The organism is Myxococcales bacterium (genome assembly GCA_016706225.1).
In the GTDB taxonomy this organism is placed as follows: domain Bacteria; phylum Myxococcota_A; class Polyangia; order Polyangiales; family Polyangiaceae; genus JADJKB01.
The window spans coordinates 1,230,793-1,244,101 of record JADJKB010000021.1; the positions used below are offsets into that span (position 1 = coordinate 1,230,793).

The window sequence follows — 13,309 nt, forward strand, 5'->3', positions numbered from 1 at the left end:
TGCTGGCTACCCCTGGCTCGGCTATCCCGCCGCCGGCTTCTGACTCGCCCGCGCCGTCCTGCCCAGCTCCCCCAACGCGCGCTCGCAGTCGTCGATGACGAGCTTGTTCGAGGTGGCCTCGGCCAGCCGCTTCGCCAGCGCGAGCTCACGCCGGGCGCCGACCGGGCCGCCCCGCTTCGCCAGGAGCTTACCCAGCAAGGTGCGGCCGCTCAGCGCGTCCCAGGTCCATTTTGGGCCTCGGCCTGGGCCAAGCGTTGCCCCAGGAGCTTCTTGGCGGGCTCGGAGCCGTTCAGTGCGTCGAGTGTAGTTGCCCCCCCTCGTCGGCGCTGACGCGCCGCCGGTCCCCCCCAAATTCGGTGAGCGCGGGCGCTGCTGAAGTTTCCCCAAGGCACGGAAGCGTGAGGGTGGCGCCCGCGCTCACGCGAAAGGGGGGGACGCGTCGGGCCGGGCGCGGAGCGTCAGCACCCACGTGCTGGCGGGGGCAGCCCGACCTCGGCCTGTGCCCCGCCTTGCCTCCCGGAAGGGGGTCGGCGAGGAGCATGGCGCAGACACGCCCGCGAGGTGGCGATCGCCACCGGCGAAAGCGCCCAACGCCACCCTTCGCGTGCGCGAAGTAGCCGCAATCGCAGGCATGCGTCGCGGGCACGCCGATTGCGCAGGTACGCGTCGTGTCCGGCAAGCCGACGTACGCACGCCGCCGTCCCGAGACGACTGCGCTCTACCAGGTTGTGCTCGACAACCTCCGCACGCTGTACGCAGCGGCGGAGGACGGCTTCGCCTCGCCGCTGCCCGGCTTCGTGAGAGACGAGCTCGAAGGTTTCATCGACTGCGGTGTGCTCGCACGAGGTTTTGCGGTGCTCGCTTGCCCGGAGTGTCGCGAGCGAAAAGTCGTGGCGTTTTGCTGCAGGGGGCGCGGATTTTGCCCGTCGTGCGGAGGTCGCCGAATGACGGCCACCGCGGCCGACCTGGTGGAGCACGTCATCCCAAACGTTCCGTTGCGCCAGCTCGTGCTCACGTTGCCGTTCGAGCTGCGCGCGAGGCTCGCCTACGACGGCGAGCTGCTCGGCGGCGTGAGTCGCGCGTTCTGGACTCCGTGCTCGGCTGGTACCAACGACACATGCGCGCTCGCGGCATCGCCGACGGCAAGAGCGGCGCCGTCACGGTCGTGCAACGCGTTTCGTCGGATTTGCGACTCAATCCCCACCTGCACTCGCTCTGCCTCGATGGCGTCTACGCCGAGAGCGCCGGCGGCGAGCTCGCCTTCCATCCACTGCCGTTCCTCACCAACGACGATGTCGGCGATCTGCTCCAGATCGCCCGCGCGCGCATCCTTGCGCTGCTGCGGCGCAAAGGCGTGCTCGAGGACGACACGGTCACGAGCGACGCCGCTTTGGCCGACCGCGAGCCCGCGCTCGCGGAGCTCGCCGCCGCCTCCGTGGCGGGCACGCTGCCCGCCGGTCCCGCACTGCGCCGTCGAGACCCCATCAAGCTGCGCGGCGGCTCGGAGCTCGAGCACACCAAGGCGCTATGCGCCGCTGAAGGGGGATTCTCTCTCCACGCCGCGACCACGGCCAAGGCCGGCGACGCCACTGGACGAGAGGCCTTGTGCAAGTACATCTTGCGCCCGCCGATTGCGCAGGAGCGCGTCCGGCTCATCGCCGACGACCTCGTCCGCATCGAGCTCAAGAGGCCTTTCAGTGACGGAACCTTCGCGCTCGACCTCGACCCACTGGCGCTCCTGGTCCGACTTGCTACCACGGTGCCGCCCCCCGGCTTCCACACCATCAGGTACGCAGGGGTTCTCGCCGCAGCGAGCAAGTGGCGAGCGCGAGTCGTTCCGCCGCCGCCGCCCACGTCGCATGACGATGACGCCGCCGACTGCGCGAAGGACTGCGCGACGTGCAGCGCGAAGGACAAGCCGCCCACGCATCGCTCGGGGTATCGCCCGTGGCGTGAGCTTCTCATGCGCGCGTTCAAGATCGACGTTGAGCGCTGCGACAAGTGCGGGTCGCGTATGAAGATGCGCGCGCTCGTCATGACCAGCGCTGGCATCGAGCGCTACCTCGCCTGGCTCGGTGAGCCGACCGAGCCGCCGCGCCTCGCGCCCGCTCGCGCTCCGCCCTACTTCAAGAGCGTCGCCGTCCGCAGGAGACTTGGCGAGCCGGCGCAGGCGGAGCTGTTCGACACGCGCTGACGCGCGCTCCCCAGGGCCGACGTGCGCTTGGCGCTGGGCGCCTTGCCCTCCGGAAACCTCGACCAGGCGAAAGCGGCGCCTCGCGGACCAGAATTCACCCTGTCGGAGACCGGAACCAGGCAGGGTGAACCCGTCGCGCAGGGGAAGGCGTCCCGCTCGCGACTGTCGGGGCGCCGGGGCGCCGCTTGTAATGACTACGGGCAGCCGCCATCGGGTTGTGGACGAAGATCAGATCCGTGCCGATCTCCCTGGGCGCGTTCCAGATCCCGATGTCGGAAAACAGCACTCCCGAAACGCCGCTCGACTGCGGCTCGCAGAAGAGTCGTGCACCCACGACAGCACCGCTCTTCTTGGCCACCGTCGGTCGGTTCAGGAATCCGGTTTCGACGGCACCGCTCCCGTCGGTCGGCACTGCCGCGTAGATGTTGAAAGCCGCACTCCAGTCGTAGCCCCAGCTCGAATTCACCTGCGAATTGACGTCGGATGGTGGCGCATGGAAAACGCCGACAATTCGGGCTTGCGGCGGCTGGTGTTTTGACGTGAGAAGTCGGCATCGATAGGGCAGCCCGCCCTTGCGCCCGCTCGGCCCTCCGCGCTTCAAGACTCCGACGTCGCGCTCGGCGCGGTGCTCGAGGCGATCAAGCTCATCGCGTGTCCGCATTGCCGCCGGACCGGAGCCCTCATCGGCCACGGCTTCCTGCGCGGTTACGCGGAGCGCGGGTCCGAGATCGTGGTGCGCGGCCGGCGGTTCTTTTGCTCGAACCGCGGCAGGCAACGCGGGTGTGGCCGGACCTTTTCGGTGAAGCTGTCGACCGTGGTCGCCGGTTTCCTCGTGCGCACGCTCACGCTCTGGTCTTCTTGCAGCTCGTCTTGTCCGGGCTCAGCAGGCGGACAGCGTGGCTGCGCGCGGCGGGCGGCGCGCTGTCGCTGTCGAGCGGGTATCGACTCTGGCAGCGCTTGTGCGAGGCGCAGAGCGCGCTCCGCGCCCGCCTGTGCCGCGAGGCGACGGCACCCCCGAGCACGGCGCGTGAGCCGCTGGCGCAGCTGTGGGCGCACCTGCGCGTCGTGATCGGCTCTGGCAAGACTGAGCCTCCTATCCGGCTTTCAGGGCCGCCTGCAGCGTGGGCTCTTCGACGGTTGATCGCGCCATCGTCACCTCCGCGCGCCATCCACACTGCGCTCGTAGCCTGCGGGCGCCTTCGAACCGGGCGCACACAACAACAGCAGACGGCAATCCGGATCCCAACGCGGCTCGCCGTAGACGTCCGGCGGGGCGCCGCGCGCCCTGAAAGGACCCAACATGAAACGAGTCAGCAGCTACTTGAAGATGCGGGTGCTCGGCGCCATCGAATCGGCGCCAGGCAACAGCATCGTGGCGCGCATTCGCCACGTCAGCGGCCAAGTGTTCCTCGACGAGGATGGCCAGCGCTTCCAATTCACCTGGCGCACGATCCAGACTTGGTACTGCGCTACGAGAAAACGGCATCACGACGGTGAAGCCGAAGACCCGCTCAGACAAGGGCAAGACGCGCAAGACGACGCCCGAGGAGGTGCTCGAAGCCATAGAGCAGGTGCGCGGCAGCTTCCGCGGCCCGCCCAACGTGACGGCGGTCTACCGCGCCTGCATCGAGCACGGCTTGCTACAGCGCGAGCACATCGCCCCGAACACCTTCCGCCGCGTCGTCAAGGCCCACGAGTTGCTCAAGCCCGACGCCGAAGTGAAAGACAAGCGCCGGCTGGCTTTCGCCAAGGCGCACGCCAATGAACTCTGGCAGGCCGACACGATGTTTGGCCCCTACGTGCAGCACGGCGCGGGCAAGGTGCAAGCCAAGCTGATCGCGTTTCTGGACGACGCGAGCCGCGTGTGCTGTCACGGGCAATTCTTTCCCGCCGACAACACCGAACTTCTGCTCGAGGCTTCAAGAGCGCGCTCTACACGCGCGGCCTGTGCGAGTGCCTCTACGTCGACAACGGCAGCAACTACTCCTCGCTGGAGATGAGTCAGGTCTGCCAGCGCATCGGCGCCATCCTGTGTCACACGCCCGTGCGCGACGGCGCCGCCAAGGGCAAGATCGAGCGGTTTTTCCGCACTGTCCGCATGAGCTTCCTCAGCCGGCAGCTCGACCTGTCGAGCCTCGACGCCCTCAACCGAGCTTTCACCGCTTGGGTCGAGGACGAGTACCACCAGAGCGAGCACAGCTCCTCGGCATGCGCCCCATCGATCGCTTCGGACTCGATCTCAGCCGCATCCGCTTCCTGCCGCCGGGCGACGTCAACGACGAGTTGTTCTTCGTCGAGCAAAATCGCACCGTCCTTGCCGACAACACCTTCTCCCTCAAGAACACCCGCTTCGAAGCGCCGCGCGACCTCCGAAGTCGCAAGATCCAGGTCCGCTTCGATCGCTTGCACTTCGACCGCGCCATCGTGTACTTCAAAGGTGAGCGCATGGGCGAGGCACGCCCCGTCGACTTCGTCGCCAATGACCGAAAGCCCTCGAAAACAGCTCACGCGAACGCGCCGGCGCGCGACCAAGCCGGCGAGATGCAGTGTGATCCGCGCTCACTTCGGTCTGGCGAAAGACCCATTCTCGGCGGAGAGTCTGACCCTGTTGCCGCACCAGAGGGAAGTGCTCGACACCCTGCGTGTCCACTGCCAGCAGGGAGGCCTGTGCGTCATCGTCGGCGAGCCGGGCACCGGCAAGAGCGTCATCAAACACGCCCTGTGCCAGCACGATCCCAAGCGCCTCATGACGCCCGTCGTCAATCGGACGCTGCACACCTACCACAGCACGCTGCGCATTCTGTGCGAGGCGTTTCAGATCGAGCCGGACGGGGCCGACTTCCGCTGCGAAAAACGACTCATCGAAGAGGCGCGCCGGCTCAACGCATCGGGCAAATGCTCGCGCCCATCATCGACGACGCGCACCTGATGGACGTCTCCGCGTTGCGCCGGATCCGGCTGCTCTTCGAAGACTTCCCAAGAATCACTGCCTGGTCTTGGTCGCCCAGCCCGAGTTGCTCCAGCCGCCTGGGCCTCACCGTCAACGAAGACATCAAGAACCGCGTCACCTACTCGGTCCTGATGCAGAAGCTCGCACCCGACAGCGTGGCCGACTTTATCCGCGCCGAGCTCGACAAGGTGGCGCTCGCCCACTCGACCTTCACTGACGACGCGCTCAGCCTCATCGTCCGCTCGTCCGAGGGCGTCCTGCGCCGCGCCAGAAACCTCTGCCTCAGCGCCCTGCTCGAAGCCGTGCGCGACCGCACCAAAACCGTCGACCTGAAGCAAATCAACCGCGTCTTGCTCCAGCCACACTGGCGCAAGGAGGTCGACCTGCCGCAGTAGCGACTTCGCTGCACGCGGCCAGCGCCGTCGTGGTGCCCACCAGCGCTACGACGGCGTTGGTCGTTTTGCATCCTGCGCCTACGACCGTTTCAGTCGCGAATTGCGATGGCAGCGCGAGCTTCTTCGGAAATCTTTACGACGTCAGTTTTGGAGTTTCGTGCGACGTCAGTTTGGCCGGCAACATCTCCCTGTTGAAACGGACGTTCAGGAAGGATGACGCCGAAGTGATTTCGCCGGCGGCGGTCAGGTTTCGCGTGCCATTCGAGATCGGAGTCACGGGGCACGCCTACGGCGGGGAATTTGCGCCGCTCGGCGAGGTGCGCAAGACGAACCCGCAGTTCCCGCCGCCGGGCGCGGGAGACTAGCCCCGGTCGTTGCTCGCGGCGCTATCGCGCCGCTGCGCGCCGCCTGCCCCCTCCTGATCGGTGCTCCCGCCGGCATCGCCGGTCGGGAGTTGCGGCTCGAGTCGATGCGAGCCGGGTGAAGTCGGGAGCACCTGGGGCCGGCGGTCCGCGCCGATGGAGGGGGCGCGTTGTTCCGAGACTGGTTGCGCGTGCGCGGGCTGCGAGCTGGGCAGGACCACCAGCGCTATCGCTGCGCACAGCGCCAGAGGGGGCAACTCCGACGAACGCGCTCAGCCTCGTCGTCCGCGCGTCGGAGGGCGTGCTCCGGCGCGCCAGAAACCTCTGCCTCAGCGCCCTGCTCGAAGCCGTGCGCGACCGCACCAAAACCGTCGACCTGAAGCAAATCAACCGCGTCTTGCTCCAGCCACACTGGCGCAAGGAGGTCGACCTGCCGCAGTAGCGACGCGCCGCGCGACCAACGCCGTCGTGGTGCCCACCAGCGCTACGATGGCGTTGGTCGTTTTGCATCCTGCGACTACGACCGTTTCAGTCGCGAATTGAGATGGCAGCGCGAGCTTCTTCGGAAATCTTTACGACGTCAGTTTTGGAGTTTCGTGCGACGTCAGTTTGGCCGGCAACACTTGGTCGTCTCGAGCCAGAAAACTGGGACCAGTCCGGTCGCGAATTGCAACACCAGCTCGGCCTTTCTCGATTTCCCTACGACGTCATTTCGGCCGGCAACACCTACTTCGTGGCGCTGATGGTGCACGGGTCCGGAGTGCATGTGCCCGCGCTCCAGCTCGACGCAGAGACCGTGGCGGTGCAGTTCGCGCCGCCGCCGGGCGCATCCCAGCAAAAAAGCTTCATGGTTGAGTCAGTGATAGTGCCCGAGCACTTTGCAATCCCACCTGAACCCCAAGTGCACTCCATGTAGACGATACACCCGCCCGCGGGCTGGTTGACCTGGCAAGTGCCCCAACCGCATGTGCCGGCTGCCTTCCAGCTGCCGCTGATCTGCGAGCACGTACCGCTTCCACCGGACCCACCCGTGCCGCCCGTGCCAATGCCACCGACGCCCCCAGGGCTCGAACCACCGACGCCCGAGCCGCCTGTGCCTGCTCCGCCGGTGTTGGAGCCCGCAGCGCCCCCTGTGTTGGAACCGCCGACGCCAGCGCCCCCAGTGTTCGAACCACCGGTGTTCATTCCGCCGGTGCCTGCCCCGCCAGAGCCTGCGCCGCCGGTCCCACCACCGCCGCTGGGATTCGATCCGTCAGTCCCGCCGCCGCCGCCGGGATTCGATCCGCCGGTCCCGCCGCCGCCGCCGGGATTCGATCCGCCGGTCCCACCTCCGCCGACCCCAACACCATCTGAACCGCTTGCTCCGCCGCCGCTGGAGCCACCGTTCGTCGCTCCGCTGTCGCCACCGCTTGCGGACCCGCCCGCCGCTCCGCTGGATCCCCCCGTTCCGCCGGTGCTTTGGGACTCGCCTCCGCTACCGCAGCCCACCACGAGGGCGAGGCCAACTATGACGCAAGTCGCTGCCTTCACGGTCACCTCCGCTCTCGCAACCTAGCATGGCTGTTCATCCAACGAGTGTAGACAGGCAGAAACTGGTCGCTGCAGGGCGAGCCTCACTGCACCGATATCGACGGAGGTTTCATGGGCTGGGTTTTGGAACAGTCCGGCCACCGCGCATCTGGCGCGTACTCAGCGATGATTTTCCCGACGTATTCGAGACCTTCTTCGGTCGAGGGTGCACGGACACATACTGGCGGCCCGATCACGTGTTGGTGGCGCAGCGTGCGCCATCGCAAGGGCGTGGGCATCCGATTCTCCACTTCTGCGAGTAAATCCTCGCGTTCCAAACTGAGCCAGCGCTTGTGCGTTCGGTCGCTCAGGGAGAATCCGGGCGGCACCTTGACCAAGAAGACCGCGACCTCGCTCTCGAAAGTGCAGACCAACTCCACCATACCTCGCGCCGTTGGAGCGACGACCGACAGGATGTTCGGAAAGTACGGCACGAGAATTCCGTCGAGACGGTCCCAACCCATTTTCGCAACGACCACCGGTCCTAGCACCAAATACGCCTCCCTCCACCGCTGGACGACTCGGAAGTTCCAGAGGTCGGTTCCGGTCGCCAGGAGCATCGCAACCCCGGTACCGACAAGCTTGAGCCATTCGCGGCTCCACGGAGCCGCCCACAATCCGGACAGGACCGAAGGTATCGCAATGACAGCCACCACCACGCACGCGGCGGGCCATCGAACCAGTCGGACCAGGACGCCTACTGGAGCTGCCACAACCCGTCCGATTCCAGGTGGTATGGTCTCCATCATCACTGGTTTGGCGGTGGGGTTGGCAAGCCTGATAGGACACCACCAACCATATTCGGAACTGTCAACCCCGCAAGGAAGCGCGGATTCTGCTTGAATGCGGCTGGCACCATCATCGGCGAAAGATTCGCGATCATTCCACCCGAAGGGCCAGTCTGCGGTAATGGTCCGCCCACCCATCCACCAACTGCTCCCCAAAGCCCTGCAGCGGCGTAATCCGAAGTGTTCCACTGGCAGGTTGGCGTCGTGGCCGCGTAGTTGGCCATGCCCGCGACTGAACCGAGCATCGCTGCGCTCCACGACGTCGCAGCGAAACCGGATGCCCCGAGCGCGCCTTGCGCTGCTCCGACGAGTCCTGATTTCACCGCATTTGTCCAGTTGATGTTTGTCTTCTGCCCGTTCCCCGACTGAACCACAGCCTGCATCACGGCATTGACGGAGAATCCGATGATGAACCCTCCCGCGGCCATGTAGACCTGCGGCGGCAGCGCTATCGTTCCGCTTGGATCGACCAGATTGACCGGATCGCTGAACGCGTACGCATACAGGTTCATGCCCCCGTCGAACAGCGACGGATCCTTCGTGATCCACCGCCCGACCTCCGGGTCGTAGTCGCGCGCGCCGAAGTGCACGAGCCCGGTGTCGTCATCCCACAGCCCCCCGGCGAACCCGAACGGCCCTCGCACGTTTGGGTTACCGGCGCTGGCGGTCGGCTTGCCCCACGCATCGTAGGAGATGCGCTGCGTGACGACGCCGTCGCTGCGCACGACTGCGCGGACGCTGCCGACCTGGTCGGTCAGGATTCGGTAGACCGATGCTGCACTGCCTCCAGCGCCAAACACCAGCATCAGATCGGGGACGTGGGCCCCGCTCGCGTACACGAACTGCGCTGTCAGGTTGCCGCCACCGTCGAGGGTCGCGAGCAATCGGTTGCCCTCGGCCCAGAGGTAGCGCTCCTCACTCACGGTCTGCCCACCCACGATCTTCTTGCGCGTCACGCGACGGCCGAGGCCGTCGAGCTGGTACTCGATCTTGTTCTGGTTCGGGAGGGTGACGGAGATCAGGTTCCCCGTGTCGTCGTAGTCGTAGGTGGTGACCTGCCCAGCCGGGCCCTGGGTGCGCTGCTTCCGCCCTCCCGCCGGGTAGTACTCGTAGCTGACGCTCGGTGTCGCGACGCTCCAGGTCTTTAGCCGATCCTGCTCGTCGTACGTCCCAACGGTGCTGCCAGAAAGCGTCGTTCGGTTGCCGTTGAGGTCGTAGTCCCATGTCGGCGCAACCTGCAGCTTGCCCGACGCTGACCGGAGGCGCCCGGCGGCATCGTAGCTGTAGGTCGTTGGCGTTGGATTACCCTGGGTCGCGTCGGTCTTTGTCGCGACGCGACCCAGGTCGTCATACGTCAGCGTGAGGCCGTAGCGGTTCGACCCGGAGTACGTGGTCGTGAGGTTGTTCAGGTCACCGTAAGTCGCGTCGTAGCCGTACTCGGTCTCCAGCGAACCCAGCTTGACCTTCTTCAGTCGTCCGCTCTGGCCACTGCGGTTCGAGAGATCCAGCGTGAAGCTCGGATTCGTGGATGAAGCCTCGGTGACCAGCCCGTCCGCGTCGTGCTCGAACGTCACGGTCGCCCCGCCGTTGACTGACTCCGACTTGACCCGGAGGTACCCATCATAGGTGAGCTTGACGTCCTTCTGTCCGCCGGTGGCCCAGGTCGTGCTCACACGGTCGGGCAGCTTGCCGAAGCCGTCGTAGCCGAAGCCGGTCGTGATCCCACCGCGGGTGACGCTGTTCGGGCGAGCGACCGAGTCATAGCCGATCTGGGTGGTGAAGCTGGTCCCCGCGATGGCCGTTAGGAGTCCGGTTGTCGGATTGTAAGTGAGTGTCGCCAATTTTCCGCCTGGCCAGGTCGCCTTGGTAAGGCGGCGGTCTCTATCGTACTCGTTAGTCACCTCGTCCGGGCTCACCCCGGTCACGTCGGGGGGATTGTACTGCTCAAGCAAGCCGACCGTGTCGTGCGGCAGCGAGTGATCCCGGAACACTCCTGGCGACACCGGAGTCCCCACCAGATCGACAGCGCTCTCCAGTTTGTCAAAGCCGAAGCGCCACTCCCCAGCGCCGTTCACTGCTACCCGTTCGGGGCGACCGACGAGATCGCGGAAGTATGTGGTGACGAACAGTGACTCGTTCGACGGGGTGCCATGGCGCAGGAACTGGAGGAAGCCGGTGTCCTGATAGTACTCGAATCGACTCTGCCGAAGGCCTTGCTTGACGCGGGTGAGACGGCCCGAGATGTCGTAGTCAAAGGTGGTGGGTGCCACCTCCGGGCTCGCGTCGTCGGGAGCAAGCGAGGCGACGCGCCCGAGCGAGTCGAGCGTTGCCTTGACCTTCCGGTTGGCTGGCGACGTCCACCGAAACTCGTTCAAGCCACGGTCGACTGTGAAGGTCGACTTCAGGCCGACGTCGACGGCATCCGCCTTGACGGTGCGGGTTTCCTTGAGCGTCGCGAACGTCAACGGGTCGGTGAGGTTGGTTGCCTCCCGAGCGACCTCGACGATCAGATCCTTGCCACCGAGCGACAGTGTCTCCTCTGCGGTCGGGGCAGCGAGCCCAAATCGAGGATCTGGGACCAGCTTGCTCACTCGCGTTGAGCCGTCGGCCAGAATCACCGTTCGCGTTCCTGCTGCGTCAAACTTTGCGCTTACCGTGGTGCCATCAGCGTGCTTCACCGACTGGATGCGTGCGTCGTTCGCCAGCTTCTGGGTCGAGTACTGCGTGACCAGGCCCTCGGCCGACGTGACCGCTACACTCTTTACGCTTCCGTTCTTCGTGCGCACCAGGTCCCGGAACGGGCTTCCGGTGGCGGTCTTCGGATCGCGGTCCGCCAGGAGCCGTCCCGCGCCGTCGAAGGAAAACGTGTGAGTTCCATTCTTCGGGTCGGTGAGCTGCTTCAACAGCCCACTGAATGGGTTGTCGTACTCGAACGAGTATTCGAAGAGGGCGCCCGGGGCTACGAACTTGGTGAGCCACCCATCGGTAACGACGAGGGTCGTCGGGGCAGCGAACGGCGGGACGATCTGAAGCGGTGCGCCACCGACGGCTCGCACGATCTGCGTGACCAGGCCGTTCACCGACTGCGAGCCGCGCGTATCGGTGATCTTGTGAAGGAGGGTGTCGACCCGGTCGGAAGCGGTCTGCCACGTGCCGTACTCGAAACTGAGCTTGGTTTGGCCAGTGGCCGCGTCATCGGTTCTGAGATGACGCCCGAGGTCACTGAAGACGTAGAGTTCGCTGCCGTCCTCCGAGGGGACGACGACCTCGCCAATGTTGACCTTGGCGTGCAGGGTGGCGGGTGCGATTCGGCGCACCGTGTCGCAGCCGGTTGCGGCCCCGTAGTCGGCAACCCAGAGCGTCCCGTCCGCGTCGAACGCGAGACCGTTCGGCCAGTCGAAACCCGCTTCCAGCGCCCCGCCGTTCTCGCCCTTGCAGCTGGGGAGGCCCGGGAGCGGGGTGCCCCCAAGCTGCAAGGGCGCGACGAGCGGCGGACCAGCCACTCGGAGTATCAGGCCATCTTCGACCTTCAGGACACGGTGCGTGTCTTCGTCGGAGATGTAGACGCGCCCGTCGGGGCCGCTGACCACGCGCGACGGACGCAGGAGATAGGCTTGTGTGGCTGGAACTCCGTCCTGGAATCCGTTGCCGCCTCGTGCACACGGTTTGATGCGACCGGTCGGCCCGACGCGACGTACACGGTTCGCGTCGCGGTCGCCGTTGTACAAGCTACCGTCGGTCCCCACCGCCAGTCCTGCGGGTCGCCTGAGCTTCGCGGCGGTGGCGAAACCGCCGTCACCCTCGTCCCCGTACAAGCCCAGTTGACCAGTGGACCTCTCTACACTGACCTTCAAAATGCGCTGGGTGACATCCGGAGCTCGACGGCGACGGTGTTGAGCATCAACGGGCAGCTAAGCCAAAACGAAAACAAGGCGAAGTACGAGGCTGCTCTTTTGGAGCGCTGCACGTAGAGCGGCGGTGGCGTGAGCGTCGGCGGAGTCGTAGGCAGCGACAGTCACGGCAGCCATCATGGCACGAAGCACTGGCGCGAGCTTTCGAGCGCGTCCAGGATTCAAAGCCAGACCGAACTCGACCTCCATGACCGTAACGCTGGATATCACCACTTCTGCAGGCGCAGTGGCCTTGACGCGAGCCAAGGTCACGTCATCGCCGCGCGCGAAGTCGCTGAGAACGCAGGTGTCGAGCAGATACTTCACGCGAGCGGATCCTTGCGTGGCGCGCGTAGCTTCCGCCGCTCGGCGTCGAAGCGAGGAGCGCGCGGTACTCCTCGAACAGGACGACCTCCCGGGGCCAGCAGGCGTCGCCGGTGCCATCGAGGAGCCGGCTCACCGCCTCACGGATCAAGGCGTTGCGCGTAGTCCGCCGCCGCCTGGCCAGGCGGTCCAGGCGCGCGCCGGTCGCTGCATCGACGTAGAGGTTGAAGTTCATGGGTGCCTCATAACTGTTCAGCAGTTATGCCGCACGTCGGGTGGGTCCGCAAGTCGCGGCCGTGTCGGCTCGTCGTTCTAGCGAGCAGGGAAACGCTCCTCAGAGGAAGACCGCGTGCTGGCTACCCCTGGCTCGGCTATCCCGCCGCCGGCTTCTGACTCGCCCGCGCCGTCCTGCCCAGCTCCCCAACGCGCGCTCGCAGTCGTCGATGACGAGCTTGTTCGAGGTGGCCTCGGCCAGCCGCTTCGCCAGCGCGAGCTCACGCCGGGCGCCGACCGGGTCGCCCCGCTTGGCCAGGAGCTTACCCAGCAAGGTGCGGCCGCTCAGCGCGTCCCAGGTCCATTTCTGGGCCTCGGCCTGGGCCAAGCGTTGCCCCAGGAGCTTCTTGGCGGGCTCGGAGCCGTTCAGTGCGTCGAGTGTAGTTGCCCCCCCTCGTCGGCGCTGACGCGCCGCCGGTCCCCCCCAAATTCGGTGAGCGCGGGCGCTGCTGAAGTTTCCCCAAGGCACGGAAGCGTGAGGGTGGCGCCCGCGCTCACGCGAAAGGGGGGGACGCGTCGGGCCGGGCGCGGAGCGTCAGCACCCACGTGCTGGCGGGGGCAGCC

The 13,309-nt window shown here is 66.3% G+C and carries 12 protein-coding genes and 1 pseudogene; 5 read left to right on the top strand and 8 right to left on the bottom strand.

What is annotated here, in order from left to right; translation table 11 throughout:
• Positions 1–21: 21 nt before the first annotated feature.
• On the bottom strand, positions 22–198 hold the full coding sequence (locus IPI67_30210; protein MBK7584467.1) for a hypothetical protein: 177 nt from the start codon (positions 196–198) through the stop codon (positions 22–24).
• A 452-nt stretch (positions 199–650) separates the two neighbouring features.
• On the opposite strand from IPI67_30210, the pseudogene IPI67_30215 reads away from it, so the two are divergent.
• Positions 651–1,019, top strand: a pseudogene (locus IPI67_30215) (transposase zinc-binding domain-containing protein).
• Between the two features lie 98 nt (positions 1,020–1,117).
• The gene (locus IPI67_30220) at positions 1,118–2,194 is read left to right on the top strand and encodes a transposase (protein ID MBK7584468.1); all 1,077 of its coding nucleotides are present in this window, start codon (positions 1,118–1,120) and stop codon (positions 2,192–2,194) included.
• Positions 2,195–2,288: 94 nt separating this feature from the next.
• Here the strand turns inward: IPI67_30220 and IPI67_30225 are convergent, their stop codons facing one another.
• Complete coding sequence (locus IPI67_30225; GenBank protein ID MBK7584469.1) at positions 2,289–2,660, bottom strand: hypothetical protein; 372 nt, start codon at positions 2,658–2,660, stop codon at positions 2,289–2,291.
• 1,398 nt (positions 2,661–4,058) lie between these two features.
• Between IPI67_30225 and IPI67_30230 the strand changes: the two genes are divergently transcribed.
• The 3 genes from IPI67_30230 (at position 4,059) to IPI67_30240 (ending at position 5,904) form a co-directional block, all read left to right on the top strand.
• Positions 4,059–5,123: a DDE-type integrase/transposase/recombinase gene (locus tag IPI67_30230; GenBank protein MBK7584470.1), complete on the top strand. Its 1,065-nt coding sequence runs from the start codon at positions 4,059–4,061 to the stop codon at positions 5,121–5,123.
• A complete protein-coding gene (locus tag IPI67_30235; protein MBK7584471.1) occupies positions 5,090–5,539 on the top strand; it encodes a hypothetical protein in 450 nt (149 codons plus the stop codon). Before IPI67_30230 ends, IPI67_30235 begins: the two co-directional genes overlap by 34 nt.
• Positions 5,540–5,730: 191 nt before the next feature.
• Positions 5,731–5,904 (top strand): hypothetical protein, encoded by a 174-nt coding sequence (locus IPI67_30240; protein ID MBK7584472.1) that lies wholly within the window; start codon positions 5,731–5,733, stop codon positions 5,902–5,904.
• 723 nt (positions 5,905–6,627) lie between these two features.
• Here IPI67_30240 and IPI67_30245 read toward each other — a convergent pair.
• The 6 genes from IPI67_30245 to IPI67_30270 all read right to left on the bottom strand — a co-directional run bounded on the left by IPI67_30245 (position 6,628) and on the right by IPI67_30270 (position 13,073).
• The gene (locus IPI67_30245) at positions 6,628–7,431 is read right to left on the bottom strand and encodes a hypothetical protein (GenBank protein ID MBK7584473.1); all 804 of its coding nucleotides are present in this window, start codon (positions 7,429–7,431) and stop codon (positions 6,628–6,630) included.
• Between the two features lie 83 nt (positions 7,432–7,514).
• Positions 7,515–8,030 carry a hypothetical protein gene (locus IPI67_30250; protein ID MBK7584474.1) on the bottom strand — a complete coding sequence of 172 codons (516 nt, stop codon included), beginning with the start codon at positions 8,028–8,030 and terminating at the stop codon, positions 7,515–7,517.
• Between the two features lie 188 nt (positions 8,031–8,218).
• On the bottom strand, positions 8,219–12,073 hold the full coding sequence (locus IPI67_30255; protein MBK7584475.1) for a hypothetical protein: 3,855 nt from the start codon (positions 12,071–12,073) through the stop codon (positions 8,219–8,221).
• 96 nt (positions 12,074–12,169) lie between these two features.
• Positions 12,170–12,475: a PIN domain-containing protein gene (locus IPI67_30260; GenBank protein ID MBK7584476.1), complete on the bottom strand. Its 306-nt coding sequence runs from the start codon at positions 12,473–12,475 to the stop codon at positions 12,170–12,172.
• Positions 12,423–12,707 (bottom strand): ribbon-helix-helix protein, CopG family, encoded by a 285-nt coding sequence (locus IPI67_30265; protein MBK7584477.1) that lies wholly within the window; start codon positions 12,705–12,707, stop codon positions 12,423–12,425. The genes IPI67_30260 and IPI67_30265 overlap by 53 nt, the downstream gene beginning before the upstream one ends.
• Positions 12,708–12,806: 99 nt before the next feature.
• Positions 12,807–13,073 carry a hypothetical protein gene (locus tag IPI67_30270; protein MBK7584478.1) on the bottom strand — a complete coding sequence of 89 codons (267 nt, stop codon included), beginning with the start codon at positions 13,071–13,073 and terminating at the stop codon, positions 12,807–12,809.
• Positions 13,074–13,309: the final 236 nt, after the last annotated feature.

Coding starts and splice junctions, on each gene's coding strand:
- IPI67_30265 (MBK7584477.1), bottom strand. CDS start 12,707: ATGAACTTCAACCTCTACGTCGATGCAGCGACCGGCGCGCGCCTGGAC.
- IPI67_30250 (MBK7584474.1), bottom strand. CDS start 8,030: ATGCTCCTGGCGACCGGAACCGACCTCTGGAACTTCCGAGTCGTCCAG.
- IPI67_30220 (MBK7584468.1), top strand. CDS start 1,118: ATGCGCGCTCGCGGCATCGCCGACGGCAAGAGCGGCGCCGTCACGGTC.
- IPI67_30235 (MBK7584471.1), top strand. CDS start 5,090: ATGCTCGCGCCCATCATCGACGACGCGCACCTGATGGACGTCTCCGCG.